This is a genomic window from Cloacibacillus sp., from assembly GCA_036655895.1.
Classification (GTDB): Bacteria; Synergistota; Synergistia; order Synergistales; family Synergistaceae; genus JAVVPF01.
On sequence record JAVVPF010000001.1, the window covers coordinates 50,274 to 68,887 of the forward strand.

7 protein-coding genes are annotated in these 18,614 nt (G+C 52.0%); 3 read left to right on the forward strand and 4 right to left on the reverse strand.

Annotation, left to right across the window (positions count from 1 at the left end; translation table 11 throughout):
• Positions 1 to 13 precede the first annotated feature (13 nt).
• Genes RRY12_00225 through RRY12_00240 form a run of 4 tightly spaced genes read right to left on the reverse strand, consistent with a single transcriptional unit; the run spans position 14 to position 14,067 of the window.
• Positions 14 to 9,052 carry a VCBS domain-containing protein gene (locus RRY12_00225; protein MEG2183095.1) on the reverse strand — a complete coding sequence of 3,013 codons (9,039 nt, stop codon included), beginning with the start codon at positions 9,050 to 9,052 and terminating at the stop codon, positions 14 to 16.
• Positions 9,053 to 9,070: 18 nt separating this feature from the next.
• Entirely contained in the window at positions 9,071 to 10,480 is a 1,410-nt protein-coding gene (locus tag RRY12_00230) for an HlyD family type I secretion periplasmic adaptor subunit (protein ID MEG2183096.1), read from the reverse strand.
• Positions 10,480 to 12,675, reverse strand: a complete 2,196-nt coding sequence (locus RRY12_00235) for a type I secretion system permease/ATPase (GenBank protein MEG2183097.1) — start codon at positions 12,673 to 12,675, stop codon at positions 10,480 to 10,482. Before RRY12_00235 ends, RRY12_00230 begins: the two co-directional genes overlap by 1 nt.
• A gap of 3 nt (positions 12,676 to 12,678) precedes the next feature.
• Entirely contained in the window at positions 12,679 to 14,067 is a 1,389-nt protein-coding gene (locus RRY12_00240) for a TolC family outer membrane protein (protein ID MEG2183098.1), read from the reverse strand.
• Between the two features lie 515 nt (positions 14,068 to 14,582).
• Here RRY12_00240 and RRY12_00245 point away from each other — a divergent pair.
• From RRY12_00245 to RRY12_00255, 3 genes are all read left to right on the forward strand, one after another.
• Positions 14,583 to 15,767, forward strand: a complete 1,185-nt coding sequence (locus RRY12_00245; protein ID MEG2183099.1) for a PAS domain-containing protein — start codon at positions 14,583 to 14,585, stop codon at positions 15,765 to 15,767.
• Positions 15,673 to 16,728 carry a GGDEF domain-containing protein gene (locus RRY12_00250; protein ID MEG2183100.1) on the forward strand — a complete coding sequence of 352 codons (1,056 nt, stop codon included), beginning with the start codon at positions 15,673 to 15,675 and terminating at the stop codon, positions 16,726 to 16,728. Before RRY12_00245 ends, RRY12_00250 begins: the two co-directional genes overlap by 95 nt.
• A 255-nt stretch (positions 16,729 to 16,983) precedes the next feature.
• On the forward strand, positions 16,984 to 18,432 hold the full coding sequence (locus tag RRY12_00255) for a diguanylate cyclase (GenBank protein ID MEG2183101.1): 1,449 nt from the start codon (positions 16,984 to 16,986) through the stop codon (positions 18,430 to 18,432).
• Positions 18,433 to 18,614 lie beyond the last annotated feature (182 nt).

Genomic DNA, 18,614 nt, shown 5'->3' on the forward strand with positions numbered 1-18,614 from the left:
GCCCAAAATGAACTTAATTATTTAAACCGGACGCAGGATTTCCCATTATCTCGTTTGCGATTTTAAGAATAACTTCATCCCCGCCTACGTGCCCCGTGTATGTGGTGTAATCTGCGTCCTTAGTAGTGGTCTCCCACATTCCATCACTATCGTTACCAAGCAAATCAGTCAACTTTACAGCATCACCGTTCTCTCCGTTGATTGTGAGGGTATGGCCGCTGTCCGTCATGTCAAGCACATCTTTCGCGGAGAGGTGGTCTAAGGTATGGTCTCCATTTCTTAAGTCTATTACCTCGATGTTTTTGATATTTACACTGCCGTTGAAATCGATGTTGTTATTAGTGAGGTCAGTATGATAATTCGGCATCACTAGAGTATCACGGCCTTCGCCTCCGTCATACGCAGCGGCAGCTCTGCCTTTATATATAAGCATATCGTCTCCATTTCCGGGAGCGGCGTTTGATATTTCAACATCAAATTTCTCATATCCGCTATGAGTGGAGACAGAGGTGCTAGATCCTTCTACAGTCCAGATATCCATATACGCCTCTTTTACGCCACCAGTTGCTGTATGCAGGAATTGGAGATCGCCGAGTCTCTCGTGCTCTATGCCTGAGACTGTGTAAGCGTCAGTTGCTGAATCATAGGTTGCGGTCAGAAATACATCGTCATGCGAATTATAGAAAGAGACTCCATCGCCAAGCCCCTTTATGCTGATGCTGACCGTTTCAGAGCCGTCGGTGTCGATGACTGTAGCGTTGGGGTTTAAGTTTATAAAGCTGCCCTCCATGCCTACGGCGCGCGTTGGCGCAAACGATGAGATACCGTCGGCGACCGCTTCAAATGTAATCTGAAAGTTATCAGAATGTGCAGAGGCTGCGGGGAGCAGAGCTCCTTCGCCGGAGAGCACGGAAAGCGTCAGATTTTCCACCCCGCTGTAGTTGTCAAGCGATTGGACAAAGACGTTTGGAATAGAGCCGTCTGCGTTTAATTTTATTGACCATACATATTCAGTGCCGTTCCACATCTTTGAGGCAATTGTCGCGCCTGCGCCGTCGTCCGAGTCGCCGTACCATACGGTATACTTATCGGCATTGTCGCTGAATCCGGAGAGCACCGCGCTGTACGCTTTTTCTGAGCCGTCGTTGTCTATGAGTCCAGTGCTTGTGATATTGAGCTTTATAAGCGCGTCTTCTTTGCCGGAGGCATCCGCAGTATGAATGTCATAGCCGCTGTCGATTGGTGCTACTTCGATATTCAGCTTGTTGCTTATTGAGGTCACAATATCAGTATTTGAAGCTCCCTGTTCCTGTACGAGCAGCATTGCCGTAAGCACAAACGACCCTGAATAATAATCGGCCGGCTGGTAGGTAAAGTCAATGGAGCTTCCTTTTGTGACGCCCTCAATTACATAATACGAGCCGTTAGCAATGCCGGATACGCCGGATACTGTCTCAAGAGCATATATTGTGCCGTTATAGACAAGCGTGTCTGAGGCGCCGGCTCCGTCCATCTTGATATATAATTTTCCCCCGTTCACTATATTGCTATGCGTACCGTCGGGGCCGTCCTGAAGGTTGAGCGAAAAATCAATTTGGTGATTTTCGCCTTTTTGGTTCTCAGCAACAGATGTGTTTGTTGATGTGAGTTGAAGTATCATGGCGTCGGTGACGGGGGCGACGTCAGGTTGTATAACAACGCTGCCGCTCTGTTCCAGTCCTCCATTGTTGGCGGTATCTCCGTCGTTATCCCAGCCATGAGTGGACCATTCGATATTTAGGTTTGTAGCGCCGTTGTTTGAGTTGAAATCTTCAGGCAGGGTCACCTTCAGATTTTCAAGAACGCTCTGTAGATCGGCATTGTTTCCGCATCCCGTGATAATGTATTTGCCGCCGGTGACAGCGCTGCCGTTGATCTCCGAGCCGGTCGGCAGGCCGTTCACAGTTATTTCAAAACGGTAGACTCCACTGTTGTCAACGTCGGTTGTTCCGTCTTTGACAAATTGCGCTTGGAAGAGAGTCCACATCGTGGTATCCGATGAATCTTCGATTGTTCCGGTGCCTTTGATGAGCATGACGTCTGGAGCCTGGATATCAACGCCCTTGTCACCAGTGGGGAAGTTGATATGCAGATTCCACGATGCGTCCGTGCCTGTATCCAGTTCCGCTCCCGTAAGCGAGCCGGAGCTGTCCTGCGTCACGCCTGTCACCGTGATCGTCGCATCTTTGCCGTTCCAGGCCCAGAGGTTTCTGTTGCTTTCATCGACAGCAAACTGGAGCGTTTTTTCTATTGAATCATTGCCATTAAATTCGTTTCCAGTGCCTTGGTACTTCAAGACCCAAACGCCGGTATTTTTTCCGCTGCCGTCGTCGCCAAGATATGTACCGCCAACAAGTCTTACGCCGTCTGGTATGCCTTCAACGCGTATCATCACGAGCCGTTCGCTTCCGTCTTGATCGACAGGCGGCTTCACGTCTACAGTGATATCAAACGACGCGGAGCCAGTGACGGTGACGTCGTTGTCTGTTGCTGTAGCTTTGCCTGAGCTAACAGTGATGTCGCCGTCATTGATGACATCCATATTAGCTTCGTCCGTTACCGGTTTGACTGTGACCTTGTATCCGTCGGTCAAATCAGATTTGATGGTCACAGAATCAATAGTCGCTGTTTGCTCCGCATTTTTGAAGTCGGTGATGCCGTACTTTACTTCAAATGTTTCCGAGCCGGACCAGTCCTGAGCGCCCTTAATAAATATCTTGCCCATTGCGTCGCCGGATATTTTATAATAGCCGTTCTCTATGGTTATTCCTGTTATGTTGCCTGCGGCGGCAGCGGCAAGGCTTTGGCCTGTCGTTCCGTTCTCGGAATATGAAAGAGTAAAATGTTTGCCGCCGTTTCCGTCTACATCCGTTATCTTTAGGAGCACATAGGCCACTGTTTCATCCGTATCGCCATTGTTATGCACTACGTCAAACGATACTTGCGTCAGCACATCCTCCGACGCCTCGACAGACGAATGTATCGCTGCCTCCGGCGTTGGAGTTACAACCACTGTCACGTCGGTCATGCTAGATTGTTTCGAATTACCGTCGTTTTCTGTGGAGACTGCCTGGGCCTGGAATTTTATCTCTCCGCTGAAGTTTGGAGGGGTCGTAATGAAATCCTTGTCTGTAGGATTGGTGACGAGCCATGACCTGCCAGCTCCTGTACCGCCGAGGAACTGAACGTTGGCTCCCGAAAGAGAAAAGCCCTCCTGAAGCCCCGTGATCCTCACGGTCACTATTTCTGACGTATCCGTTTTGTCCGCCTGCTTGACGATGAAGCTGCTGATAGGGATGCCGCCGGTCTCAGCCTGAGCCTCTGTAAACGCTGTGGTTCCGGACGCGACGGGGTTATTTACGACAGTAACATCGTCGGCCACGCCTACTACGTCAACATGGAGCGTTATGCCGCCAGTTGCAGGGTATGGCGTGGAGGTTGCTGCGCCGTCCACAGATACGCCCGTTACCGTAAGATCAAAATCTACGTTGCTGTCCGTTGGCGGCCTGATAAAAAGCTTAGTGGTATCAAAGTTGTCGATAGTTATTTTAAACGAACCGTCTGCGTTTTTAACAACCGTTATTCCACTTCCGCTTACATTTGGGCTTGTGGCAGTATACTCAACGCCGTCGTATTTAATGGTCGCGTCTTTTGGTACTCCGTCTATCGTCACATTGAAAGTCTCCGACGGGTCTACGCTGGCGGGTTTGATGGAAAGGTTTATAAAGGTGTCCTCTTCGCCTTTGGCCTGCGCCGCCGCTATTGTATAAATGCCGTCCGGAACAGGGGCAATGACGATGTCAGTAAGTTCTGCGGCGCCCGAAGTGTTTGTCACTTTGGTTCCAGTATCCGCGTCGAAATCTTCCGTATATGCCTGCATTCCGATTTTAAAGGTTCCAGAGACGTTATCGGGAGCCTTGAATTCAACGGTGTCCAGATATTGTGACTCTATTTTGATCGGCTCGCCTGTATATTTTATTTCTATCCATGTTATCCCGCCGTCTGTGCTGTATCGAAAAGAGGAGCCAATAGCGCTCTCTCCGGCAATTCCGTTGGTTAGAAGAACAGGAGTAAACAACGCATAAGTCTTTTCCGCCCCAGAGTTATCGGTATCTAGGTTCTTCCACGGAGTTTTTAAATCCACCCCGTCAGTCTTAAGGTCAAACCATGTGTCTTCAGTGCCGGGAGTGGTGTATGCGTGGTTGCCATTCATCGTAAGCTCATGATTGCTGTCAGCCGGCGTCGGGTCGCCGGTTCCTTGCACCCTTTCGGCTATCGGCGTGACAGTGACTTCGATATCAAGAGCTTTGTCCGCTGTGTCCGTTTTGCCATTTCCGGTGTCTTCTGTGCCCACTGTGATGTTAAGCTTGGCGTCGGCGCTTGAATTTTTGGGCGGCAGGATCTTATAGTCGGCGTATTTATTTCCGGTTATATCTGCTGCGGCAATGGAATAATTTTTTGCGCCGTCACCAGTAAACACAAGATTCCCGGCGCTATCATATATTGCCCAGCCAGCGGGCACATCATTGACGGTTATGGAGGTTATTTTTTCGCTGTTGTCACCGTCGGTGAGTTTCAGGTTTTTCAGGAAATCAACGGCGGAATCTTCTGTTGTTGTCACATCGCCTGCGCTGACGTCGCCTGCCACCGGATCAACATGGATAACCAGCGTTATAGAGTCTGACTCTGTAACTGTCGTCACGGTTGAATCGCTGTCGGTGTCTTTTGCACTAAGCGTAACTGTTATTTGAGAGAAGTCGCCGCTGAAATTTTTCCCGGGCGTAACTTGGATATCTGGCATAGCGCCATCTTTGCCCAGGGCGGCACTCCATGTCCCGTTGTCTATGTTTATTGTGGTTCCGTTGATGGCTGTTCCTTTCGGGATGCCGCTTAGTGTGATGGTGCGGCCTTCGCTGCCGTCGGTATCGTTGAATGTCTTTGTAAGAAGATCTTTTAGGTTGAATGTCGCGTCCTCTTTTATAGTCAATATGCCCTTATCGGAGGTGCTGGAGGCATCTATGACCACGCCGCTACTTGTAGCTCCTGGGTTAAAGTCAAGTGCAACGTCGTCCGTTACAGCCTGCACTTCAACGTGGATGTCGATGGTCGTATTTGCGCTGTTTGCCGGAGCGAGCGGATTTCCGCTTTTGTCGACTTCGTAGCTGTCCACTTTGAGCTTCATGTCTACATCATTATGGCTATCTGCCGCTGGGATGAATTTTAGAGCTGCGAACTCCTCCCGCGTCAGGAAGATTGCACCCGTCGTGTCTATGCCGCTGTAATGCAAAGTTGTGTCCGCGGCCGTTGTGCCTGATGTCCCGACGATGATTATCTTCACAGAGCCGTTATCTGAGGGGCTTGTATATAAAGAAGTTCCGTCAGCCTTTGTCAGCTTGCATCCGTTGTCTATGCCGTCTATGGTTATAGCTCCAAGCCTTTCTCCGTTCAGAGAATCGGAGACGGAAGGACATGTGAGGCCTAGCGCGACAGCAGTATCTTCCGGCGTCGCTTTGTCGATATCAACAAGGCTAGGTGCATCTGCCTCGGGATTTATCGTTATTGTCAGCGTTGAATCAGCTGTGTAGTAGGTATCAACAGAGGCGGAAAGGCCGTTCGTCACCGTATAGGTCACTACAGGCACAGAGCCATGATAGTTTTGGACTGGCGTAAAAGTCCAGCTTCCGTCTGCCTTTAATGTGAGGCTGCCAACCTTATCTATTGTGACCGTCTCTCCGGGAGCATGTTCGTTTAAGTCGCCTTCAACTCTAAACTTTGTGACCACAAGCCCTTCTCCATAATCAGGGTCGTCCGTGTCATTGGTCAACACGTTGCCGCTTTGAGTGACATCCTCATCGGCGTTGCTTGTATCTGGCGCTACGGCGGGCGCGTCATCTGTTCCGGTTATCGTTATGGTTATGGTCTGCGCGTCATTGTTATTTGCCGCGCTGGAATCATCCGTCGCCTTGACTACATATTCAATGACGATAGTTTCACCCTTCGGAAGGAAGTTAAAGGTCTCCGTTCCGGAATTGAAATTCCAGTTGATAGTCCCGTCGTTGGCAGTATTTCCAATGACGGCCGAATTATCCACAGCAAGCATCGACAGCAGTTTGTTTAGTGTCTCCTGCGGTATTTTTGTAGCGTCGAAAGTTCCGCTGTTCGCAATTTTGACCTCTGTCACGGAAGGTGTGACGCTGTCTTTAGTGTCCACATCGGAGACGGAGAGCGTGCCTGCTGTAGTGAGAGCCGCGTTTGTTTCTGTAAGGCCCGCACTGTCGCTGTCTGTTCCGGACAGAGAAATCACAGGCGCGTCGTTTGTCCCTGTTATGGTTATAGTAAGAGTCTCGCTTGCCGTGGCGCCATGTTCGTCTTTTATCACTACATTGAACGTATCTGTTATAGTCTCTCCAACGCGCAGAGCCTGTACATTGGCGTTTGCGTTGTCGAGGTCGTATGTGTATGTTCCGTCAGCTTTTATAGTGACGGAGCCGTAGACGCCCGTAACGGCGTTGTTTACGTTGGCTTCACTGTCTGCAACTTTGAAGACCGTTAACGTATGCGCGTTGTCTACGTCCGCGTCGTTTTTAAGAATGTTCCCGTCGGAGGTCGTATGACTTTCGTTTGTTATGGTTCTCGTATCCTCGACTACCGAGCCCTCGTTGTTGACAGCGGTAGGCGCGTCGTTGGTGCCGTGTACGGTGACGGTTATTGTCTGGTCTGTGGTTCCGCCGTGGCCGTCCGAGACTGTGACCGTAAATACCTCGTCATGCGTCTCGTTTTCAGCTAAAGCCTGAACGTTGGTGTCGTCGTTGCGCAGGGTGTATTTATACGAGCCGTCAGCGCTGATTGTAATATCTCCATACGCTCCATTGACTACGGAGCCGACTTTTGCAGCCTCGCCGTCAACGGCGCTTATAGCATGTATATCGCTTACGTCTACATCCGTAACGTGGTCTGTTATTACGTTTCCAGAGACGAAGAGCGCATCGTTTTGCGCAGCCGTTTTGTCTGCGTCCTCTGCGACCTCTCCTGTAATAGCGGAGACAATCGGCGCGTCGTTTGTGCCGGTTATTGTGATTGTTATTTGGTGGGTGTCGGAGGCGTTTTGGCTGTCGGTGGCCTGGACTGTGTATGTTAGTTCGAGCGTTTCACCGTTCGCTAGATAATCGAATTTTTCGTTTCCGGCGTTGAAGTGCCATGTGAACTGTTTGTCTGTATCTCCGTCCCCGAGCACCGGCCCGGAGGGCAGTCCCAGCATTGATTTAAGGGCGTCGTTATCTGACGGCAGGCCGTTCGTTACGCCGTTTGCCTTTACTTCAATGACTTTGACATGTACTATATCTTTTACATCTACGTCTTTAAGCGTCAGCGTATGGCTGGCGGTCAGAGGCGCGTCCTCTGTCAGGGCGTCCGAATCGTTGTCTGTGGTGGCAGGTTCTACTGTGATTTGCGGCGCGTCGTTCGTGCCAGTTACTGTTATGACGATGGGAATGTCTACAGAACCGCCTTTGCCGTCTGAAATCGTCGCCGTGAAGATATCATCTGTTTTTTCTCCCTCTTCCAGCGCGTTGATTTTTGCGTTGCTGTCGCCTGTGTCCGCTTTGTATGTATAGTTTCCGTTTTGATCTATGGTCAGCTTTCCGTATGCGCCTTGTAAATAGGTGCTGCCGTCTACGACCCCATCAGTGGCCCCGTATTTTATTCCAGTCGTGGTGAAGCTGTTGTCGCTGATGTCCGCGTCTGTAAAGTGTTCGCCGCGGGCAAGCGTCCCTGTAGTTGATGCGCTTGCCGCCGCGTCCTCTTTTACTGCGCCGACAGCGTCCGATTTCCATAGCGGCGCGTCGTTTGCTCCGTCGTAGGTTACCGTTACGGTGGCGGTCTCTGTGTTTCCGGCTATGGTCGTTACTGTGTAGGTGAAGCTGTCGGTCTGCGATTCTCCTGCGGCGAGGCTTTGGTCCGTCGGCGTGTATATGACTTTGTTGTCGGCGGTTATCGTTATTGTGCCGTGGCTGCCCTGTGTCACTTCGGTGATTTTGGCGCCGTCCGCGAAGGTGTCGTTTTTGAGGAGGTCTATTGTGATGGGGGTGTTTTCGTCGGTGGAGCCCGCGTCGTTTGTCGTGTCGGAGACGGAGCCTACGGTGACGCTGACCTCGGAGGTGTATGTCCTGTTTGACTGGTCGTGGAAGACGCAGGTTATTGTGTCTTCTCCGTGGAAGTCGGGGTTTGGCGTGTAGATGAGCGCGCCGTCCGCGCCTATGGAGACTTTGCCGTGCGCGGCGTCGGCGGTGGCTGCGGTGAGGCTGAAGCCGTCCAGCCGTTCGTAGTTTTCAAGCGGGTTTATCCTAACGAAGCCGTCTTCCAGCGTGCGCACGGCCATGCTGTGCGGCGTCGGAGGGTTTATTCCCGTGTCTGTGGATATGGGGCGTTCCAGTTCTTCGTATGAGGGGCGCATTTTTTCGCCGCTGTGCCAGCCGTCGTCGCGTCTTCCCTCAAAGTCGCGTATGGGGTCGTGGTATGAGGTGGTTTCTTCTGTTATGGAGGCGTTGTAGGCAAATTTCACGCGCGGGTTGAGGGTAGCGCGGCCCGCCAGCTCTTCGGTGGTGTTTACGTCGCGTCCGTAGCCCAGGTTGAAGTCTTCTTTGTATTCTATGCGGGGCGTTTTTACAAATGAGTGCGCGGTGCCGTCTTCCATGGTTTGCGGGGCGCCATCCTGCTGCGCGTCGTCTGTTTTCTGCCGCTGGTCTGGTTTGTCGGGTATCTCGGGTGCGGTTTTCGCGTCGATGTCGTCTGGCACGGTTTCCTGCACGCCTGCGTCGCCAAGGATGACGTCGGCGTTTGGCGCTATTTCGCGCGTGGCTCCGTTAGGGTCTTCAAGTTCTATATGGCCGTTTTTTGTGATTATTTCGTCGCCGTCTTTGAGCCTCTGTCCTGCTGTTATGCGTGAGATGCGCCCTGTTTCGTCTTTTATAAAAACTTCGCCTGTTACGATTTTTACTACGTATTCGTTTGCCATGTCAATTCCTCCTCAATTTTAATGTTCTCTGAACGCTTTTTCTTTCGCCCTCATAAGAGGCTTGAGGAGGTACGAAAGTATTGTTTTTTTGCCTGTGATGATGTCGACCTGCGCCACCATTCCCGGAAGTATCGGTTTGTCCGCGCCAAATTCTTTTTTTGTGGTCTTGATGCGCACCGTGTAGTAGGTGTTGCCTCGTTCGTCTGTTATCGTGTCTGGGCCTATGTATTCTACTGCGCCGTCCAGTCCGCCGTAGACGGCGTACTCGTAGGCTGTGAATTTGACTATGACTTTTTGTCCCGCGCGTACGAAGGCTCTGTCGTTTGGCGAGAGCTGCGCTTCGACTACGAGTTCGTCTTCGTCTGAGACTATTTCCGCTACGGAGCCTCCCGGCATTACGACCGCGCCGGTGGTGTTGACGAAGAGCCTTTTTATTGTGCCGCTTATGGGCGCTTTTATTTCGGCCTGTGAGACGCGGTCTACGAGCGCTTTGTTGCCTTCGGTGAGGCTTTCAAGTTCGCGCAGCGTCGCTGTCAGTTCGTTGCGCCACGCGTTTGTGAAGCGAAATTCGGTTTCGCGCAGTTGTCCGTCGGCTTCGTTGATGGCGGCTTTTGTTCTGGTGAGCTGGGCCTGCGCCTGATTTCTGTCGCCTATGGCGCGCGCGCTTTCTTTTTGGAGGCGTATGACTTCCAGTTCGGAGACTGCGCCTGAGGCGAGCAGGTTTTTTGTGGCTTTGAGTTCGTCTTTGGCCAGTTCGCAGGCGCTTGTGAGCTGCGAGAGGCGTGCCGCGGCCTCTACGAGTTCCTGTCTTCTTTGGTTTGCCTGTTCCCGCGCGACGCGGAGGTTTGAGCGGAGTTCGTCTATGCTTGTCTGGTACAATTTTCTTTCGTGTTCGACGATGTTGGGCACGGCTTTTATCACTTCCTGCGCCGGCTCGAAGGGATGGCCTTTTGTGAGCGCGTCGAGGCGCGCGGCTTTTGCCATGAGCGACATGACCTGCGCCTGGCGTTCGCCGAGCGAGGAGGTGAATCTTGTCGGGTTTATTTTTATTATGACGGCGTCTTTTTGGACTACGTCGGATTCATGGACAAGTATCTCTTCTACCATGCCGCCGTCTACGGCCTGTATCACCTGGGTGCCGGAGGTGGGTTTTGCCTTGCCTGTGCCGTGGACCACTTCGTCAAGCGGCGCAAGCGCGGCCCAAAGCAGCAGTATGAGGAATATGGCGCATATTATGTAGATGAGGAATCGGGTCTTGACCGGTTCCTGAAGGCTTTTCGCAAGTCCGGCCTCCGCGGGCCAGTCTTTGCGGCTTCCGTCGTCGGCTGCGCCGAAGAGGCGCGCGAATATTTTTCCCGTCAGCATCTCTCCGAATCGCTCGGCTTTTGATATGGCTTTGCCTGTTTTTTCATAGGCTCTTTTTTCCATCAGGCAGGCCTCCTTATCTGTCCCTGTTTGAGCGCCGCAAGGACGGCCTCTTTCGGCCCGTCGGCTATGACGCGCCCTGAGTCAAGGATGATTATTCTTGTAGCGAGGTCGAGCAGAGATGATTTATGCGTTACCAGAAAGAGCGTTCTGCCTTGCAGATAGCTCATGAGGTTGTGCTTTATCAGCTCTTCGCTTGTTGAGTCCATTGAGGAGGTCGGTTCGTCGAGTATGAGCAGGGGCGGCTTTTTCAGCACGGCGCGCGATATTGCGACCGCCTGCCGCTGTCCGCATGAGAGGCTTGCGCCTCTTTCGCCGACCTGCATCTCAAAGCCTTTTGGATGGCCGCCGACGAAGGCGCCGAGGCCGCCGATGCGCGAGGCTTCAAGCAGCTCCGCGTCGCTTGCGCCGGGGCTGCCCATTAGCAGGTTTTCTCTGAGCGAGCCGAAGAAGAGCATGACGTCCTGCGGAACGACGCCTATGTTTCGTCTGAGTTCCGCCGGGTCTAGCTGGCGCGTCTCTATGCCGTCGACGAAGACTCCGCCTTCTGCGGGCTGGTAGAAGCCAAGCAGCAGTTTTGTCAGCGTTGTTTTCCCTGAGCCTATGGGGCCTATGAAGGCGACGCGCTCTCCGGGGTTTATTTTGAAGCTGACGCCTGTGAGCGCCGCTTTTTCCTGTTCAGGGTAGGTGAAGGTGACGTTTTTAAATTCCACGGCGCCGGTTATCTCCGGTTTGCTGAGGAAGGAGGAATCATCAGGATGTTCAGTTTCTTTGTTCATGATGTCGTCGAGCGCGGCAAGCGATCTTGCGGTGGAGTAGTACTGCATGAGGAGCCCAGCCACGCGGCTGATGGGCGCCATTGCGCGCGAGGAGAGCATGTAGGCGGCGATTAGGCTGCCCATGCTTATGGTGTTTGTCTTTATTTCGTATACGCCTATTATCATTGTCGCGATGGAGACGGTGAGCTGCACCCACTGAGTCCAGTTGACGACGGAGGATGAGAGCAGGTGGAGCTTGATGTTGATATCTTCAAGGTATTCGACGGTCTTTTCCCAGCGGTTCTGCATCTGCCCTTCGGCGCCCTGAGTTTTTACTGTGTCTATGGCGACGAGGCTTTCTACGAGCGTTGAGTTTTTGAGCGAGCTTGCGCGGTTGGTCTTCTCGGAAAGTTCGCGCATCTGTTTCTGTACGAGGACGGCGTGCAGCAGTATGAGCGCGGAGCCTATGAGCAGCGGCACTGCGAGCGGCCACGCTATTATGGCGATGACTGCGAGGAAGAATATAGCAAAGGGAAGGTCTACGTAGGCGAATACGGTGGCGGAGGAGATGAAGCTGCGCACGCTTTCGAAGCCCTGCACGCTGTGTATGAAGGAGCCGACGGAGGCGGGGCGCTCTTTTGTGCGGAGGCCGAGCACCTGCCGCATCATGTCCCCGGAGAGGCGTGAGTTTGTGCGGGCCGCGGCTACGTCCACAAGATACCCGCGCGCCATGTGGAGCACGAAGTCGGCCGTCACCATTATGAAGACGCCGACCGCCATCACCCAGAGGGATTCTATGGCGTTGTTCGGCACGACGCGGTTGTAGACGTTCATTACAAAAAGCGGCATTGCAAAGGCAAAGAGGTTGCTGAGGACGGAGGCAAGGATGATGTCGCGGTAGAGCGGCCTTTGAAGGGATATTTTCTCCCAGAACCAATGGCCCTTCTTCTCTTTTTCGTAGCTTGGCGCTCTTTCGTCAAATTTGAAAAGCGGAGCCATGTAGACGGCGTAGCCGCTGAAGCGGGAGGCCAGCTCTTCAAGGCCGACTGAGACCTCTCCGTCTTCGACCTCTGGGAATACGACGCGGGCCGCGCCGCGTTCGGTGTCTACGGAAAAAAGCACGCACGACGAATCTTCTTCGAGCAGCAGCACTGCGGGCATGAGCAGGGGGTTGAGCCGTTCTATCGGCCCCTGGACGAAGCGCGCGGTCAGCCCCGCCTTTTCCGCGGCGCGGCAGAATGACGACGGCGTAAGCAGGCCGCCTTCAAGAGGGAGGCCCGCCAGCATCGCGTCAAGCGATATGCGCCTGCCGTGAAAGCGCGCGACGGCCAGCAGCGAGGAGGCAAGCGGGCCGCCGTATTGCGTGCGGCACTTGCCTCCTTCTGCACAGCCGCTGTTGCTCACTTCGGCCCCTGTGGTAGGAAGTTCTTCATTTGGCATTATTTAATCCTTGTTTCCCAGCTCTCTCACTATTCTGTCCATGTCTATGCCGGCCTTTTGCGGCTCTGGCATTTCGACTTTTTTGATGTCGTAATAGGAGAGGAGGCGGCCTACCGAAGTGAGATAGTCCGCCTTCATTGAGGAAAGGTTATAGAGAGCGTTGACATAAGCCAGCTCCGATTGAAAGGACTCGTTTTCAGCGTCGAGGACGTCGAGCAGCGTGCGTCTGCCGGCCTCGAACTGTTTGACATAGGCTGTGCGCATTACCTGCGCCGCCTTTTTATGTTCCTCAAGGTTCGGGATCTGAAGTTCGATATTTTTCACGTCGTTATACGCTATCAGCACGGCCTGTCTGACGTCGCGCTCTATTTTTTTGAATACCTCTTCGGATTCCTGATACTGTTCCTCGGACTTTTTTATATTGGCTTTGTCTATGCCGCCGTTGTAGAGGTTGTAGCGGAACATGAGCTCCACCCATGATTTATCGCGGCGTCCCTTGTTGCCGTCTGTGTCGTGATCGAGATTCACTCCGGCGCGGAAATCAAGCTTCGGCCTCATGCGCGACGCCTGCTCCTGTATGGCGTGCCGCATTGAATTGGTGTTTTCTTTGTACGACGCGACCTGCGGGTTGCCGGTCAGCGCCTCTGTCACGCAGGCCTCTGGCTGCTCGGGCAGAGTCACTTCGATGACGGCCTCTTCCATCTGCTCTGCCGGCTCTATTCCCGTGACGCGCACATACTGCGTTATTGTGTCGTGCAGGTTGCTCTCCTCCGTCAGGCAGTTGACCTTTGCGAGCGCCAGACGTCCCATCGCGGTCTCAAGGTTGACCTTGCTGTCTACTCCGGCGATGGCTCTCTTTTTGACCTTTGCCAGCAGTTCTTCGTGGCGCGCGACGTTGTTTCTGGCCATAGCGACCGCCTTGCGGTATCTGATGACGTCCTGATGACAGCGGAAGCCGGCGTAGGCCACCTCTTCAAGCTTTGCCGAAAGGTCGAAGTAGCGCATGTTTTTAGCGTATTCGTAGCGCCGCACCTGGCTGCGCGTCAGATTGCCGTCGTAGATCGGCTGGGTGAGGATGAGCGAAGCGCCGTCTCTTGTATAGTCGAAAAGGTCGCTCCCGTTGTATCCCTCGCCGTCGAGGTTCTCTCTTCCGATGCCGGCGTAGGCGTCCAGCTTCGGCCTGTATCCGCCGAAGGCGGCCTGCCAGTCCCGCAGCGAGGCTCTAAAGGCGTGAAGCTTCGCCTGCGCCTCGGGATTTGTATCAACGGCCCTCTGTATAGATTCCTGCACGGAAAGGCCTTCCGCGGCGGCCGGAGCGGGGCAGCTCAGAACAAGAGCGGCGGCGCTAAAAACGCCCAAGAACAACGCAATTTTTTTCACAGTGACAAACATACGGCAACACTCCCACAGAATTAAATAGCACTATATAGATGCGGCGACGCCTCTAGCGGCGGCACCAAAATAACGTCTCGCGTAACGAGACATAAAAGACAATATAAACAACACTTCGCAGCGAACTGGGCAGATAACAAAAAAACAATGCCGCCACAGCCGCGCTGTGTCAGGGATACAATATGGGGTTTTTGGGGGGAAGGGCCGTCCTTATGAGGACTCCCTTAATTCAAACAACAGTTAAGCCTAACTATAACTATCGTTAGTAAGGAAGTATATCACTTTAGGCACTGATAAACAAGATGATGTCTATAAAATAAATGTTATTTTATGTTCTGACGCACAGAAAACACGTTGTTTTTTAACTTAGGCGTCACCGACGCGCGCGAATGAAGTGCACGAAACTGATACGGATAAAATGAAGGATATTTTTTACAATTTTGCGCAAACAGTATATAAAAAACTAATTTATATGCTAAAATACCTGAAACATAAATTTACGGGGAGTGAAAATATTGGAGAACAATAGCGTCAACGCGGTCTATGATTATGATGATTCGATACTGAGACTGCCGTGCGCTATTGCCGTCGTCGCCATCGAACGCGGCGGCCCCGCGCTGCGCTCTGTAAGCGACGGCTTCTGCCGTATGTTTGGCTTGCCCAGGGACGCGATATTCGCGGCCTGTAAAACAGATTTTTTTGCGCTGCTGCATCCCAACGATAAAGAGGCCATCCGAAAAAAATTTACCCTGCACTGCCGCGCAAGGGAAGATTTCAGTATGCAGCACCGGATACTGGACGGGCGCGGCCGCTGCGTATGGCTTTTGGTGAGCGCTCAGATCCTCCCAAATGCTGACGGCGCGGTCTATTTTGTCAACTTCGCCGACATAACGTCCGACAAAGAGCAAGAGGACTCCACGCTGATGACCCAGAAAAAATACCGCACGGCGCTTCAAAAGGCGGAGGTAGATATCTGGGACTATGACATGGAGCATCGCAGCGTCACAAGAAAAAGTTATACGCAGGACGGCTCCTGCGTTGACAAAGTGATATGCGACGTGCCGGAATCCGTAATAGGATATGGGTGGGTTCATCCCGACAGCATCGAAAAATATCGAGGCCTCTACGCGAGGCTGCACCTCGGCGAAAAAGAGCCGTTTGTCGACATATTGGGTAAAAACGATGGAGGCGCCGGCTTGGAGTGGCGCTGGAAACGGCTCAGATACATGACCGTATCTGACGGCGGCCCTGTAAAGCACGCGATAGGCGTTGGGCTGGACATCACGGAGCAAAAGGCAGCGGAGGATCGCTTTCAGAGCGAACTTGCCTATCGCGAAGAAATGTTCAAGGATAAAAATATCATGTCGATGAGGCTCAACCTTACGGCAGACGTCATAGAGCACGCCTCGCAGCAGTATCAGCCGATACTTAAAGGCAATTACAGCTACGACAACTTCATCAGCAACGTCATATCCAGTTCTATTCCCGAAGAGACGCAGAGAGAGCGTTTTATCGAGACCTTCGCCAGAGAAAATCTCCTTAACTCCTACAACGCGGGGGGGGGGGGGGGTATCCTCTCTTATTCAGTGCGAATATCAGAGATTCATGCCGGACGGCACGCTGAAATGGGTGACGACGGTCATCAAAATACTTACAAAACCGTACACCAACGAGGTCATCGCGTTTACCACGACCGCTGACACAGACATGGAACATATCTCAAAGGAACTTCTTGAGAACGTGGCAAGCCATGATTATGACTATGTGATATATCTTGACGCTAAAAACAACAGCTACCGCATGTTCGCCTCAGACAGCAAAAACACCCCGCTGCCGCCGCAAATATGTTATGACTACGAAAGCGCGCTGAAAGTCCACGCCTACAAGTACGTGATACCTGAAGACATTGAATATACCATCCAGTGTATGCTGCTGAAAAACCTCTTTGAACAGCTTGAAAAGAACGACGTCTACGAATTCACCGTGAGCTCGGTAGAAAAAGACGGCTCCGTGCGCATGAAAAAGGTCAAATATTCCTACCTCGACAAGAAAAACAAGATAATGATCTTAAGCCGCACGGACGTCACCGATCTGTACCACCAGCTTCAGGAATACAACAAACTTAGGGAGCTGGCAAACAGAGACAGCCTGACCGGGCTTTACAACAAGAACTATTTTTACGCGAACCTTGCGCGTGAGGTCGGCACACCGGACGCCAAATGGATATTCTTCATCGACCTTGACGATTTCAAACGCGTGAACGACAAACTTGGACATTTGATGGGCGACAGGATCATCAGGGGCGTTGCCAATATACTGCGCGGAATATTCGGCGAAGAGGCCGTCGTTGGACGCTTCGGCGGCGACGAGTTTTTCGTCCTCCTAAAAAATGTTTCAGAGAGGATCGTCAGAGAACGCGCGGAAGAAATTTGCAGCAGCCTGTGCTTCCGCTACGACAATAACGCAAAACGCGTTGAAGTCCACGCAAGCGTCGGGGTATTCATGTTCAGCGAAAAAATGGAGGTCGAAGAGGTAATGCACTGCGCCGACGAGGCGCTCTACCACGCCAAGGCCGAAGGAAAATCAAAATACGTCCTTTATCACGAAATAACGAACCACGTCCCAATAGGGAACGCCCCGCGCCTCTCCAGAGGACAATAACGGGCGTCACGCCAGCGCGCGTCTTGGCGAATACTGTCATGCGCCCGCGGCCCTTACGTACTGACGCAGTGATATTACTGATGACATTAACGATAAAAATGTATAGTCATTTGAGAAATTAGCATAGCCGGTATGGAGGCAATAAAGTTAAAACTAATGTATAATCTATTTTAACGAGCATTGGTCATCATCGTATTGCGTGGGTTTAGCAATGTCGATATGATAGGTTTTTTTTAGATAAAGGGGTAGGATACGGTGATAAAAAAGTTTTTTTCGATAAATTTAATAATTTCCGTCATTATTATAAGCGGCTTTCTGTTGTCGGGACTGTCGTCGTTTTTTTCGTTCCAGGAGCTTTTTAAAAAGGATATAGAGGCCGTCTCGGAGCTGACTTCCGAGAATATTTTTGTAAATATAAACAATCTGATGGACAGACCCATCAATGTCTCTACCGCCATGGCGCACGATACGTTCCTTCGCGACTTTGTCAAGAAGGAGCAGCCGGGAGGGCTTTCACGGGAGCATCTGCTGGAGATGAAGGATTATCTGGCCTCGTACCAGAAGAAGTATAATTTCGATTCTGTCTTTTTCATTTCCACAAAGACGCACGCCTATTATCATTATAAAAACGGGCTGGACCGCCTGATGGGCAAGGGCAACCCGGAAAATATCTGGTATTACGCTTTTTTGAATGATCCCGCGGAAGTTTCTCTGAACGTGGACAATGACGAGTCGAAGAACGACGTTATTACGATTTTCGTCAATTATAAGCTCTACGACGAGGAGAAAAATCTGCTGGGCGTGGTGGGCGTCGGTATGGAGACGCCTTACATCCAGAAATTTTTGATGGAGAATGAAAACAAGTTCGGGGTGCACGCCTATCTGATAGACGCGGCGGGGAACGTGCAGCTTTCGTCGACGATTACGGAGTTTGAGGGCGTCAATCTTTTTAAAGACAAGGTGTACGCGCCTATGGCGGCGGCGATAAATACGCTCGGGGCTGGGAGCGATCATCGATGGTATCACACGAAGCAGTCTGACGGGTATATTATCACGCGCTATGTGCCCAATCTGAACTGGTATCTGGTAGTTGAGAAGAGCACGATGGAATTCCAGAGGAAGATGCTTACACAGTTTGCGGTGAGCCTTGCGTTTATGCTTTTCGTCATCTTGGTGGTCATAGGGATAACGACTGGGCTTATTAAAAAGTACAGCCTGAAGCTCTCGCATCTTGCTGAGATGGACCAGCTGACCGGCATAAAGAACCGCAGGAGTTATGAGAGCGAAACTGCGGCTTTTGCGGCGCATTTGGATAAGTTTAAAAGTTTTGGCATCGGTGTGCTGGACCTGAATAATCTAAAGGCGACGAACGACCTGTACGGCCATCAGGCGGGGGACGAATATCTTAAGATTTTTGCAGAGCTGCTTTGCGAGACTTTCCGCGGCTGTCCCGTTTACAGGATAGGCGGAGACGAGTTCGCGGTGGTTTTCCGCGATGTGCCGGAAGAGACGGTGCGAAGCGACTGGGACGCTCTGCGTCGCAGGATAGAAGTCATTAAGAGCGAGCAGGGACATTCTATAAGCGCGGCTTTTGGATACGCTTTCTGGGACGCAAGCGGCCTTGATACGATAGAAAAGGTCTTTAAAGAGGCCGACGACAGGATGTATCTTCACAAGAAACAGATACGCGGCGAGGCGAAATAGCGAGCGCGCCCTATAGCCGCGCCCGCGGTTTTTGCGCGCGTGCGGTAAGAAGAATAAAAAACGGGTCCAAGACTTCACCGCCACGGTGCTCCGTCTTGAACCCTTATTGATTCTTCTCCTGCGCTGTTGTGAGTTGAGCCTCAAAATACTGGAAAGATTTAACTCTGAGCAGAGCCCAGCAG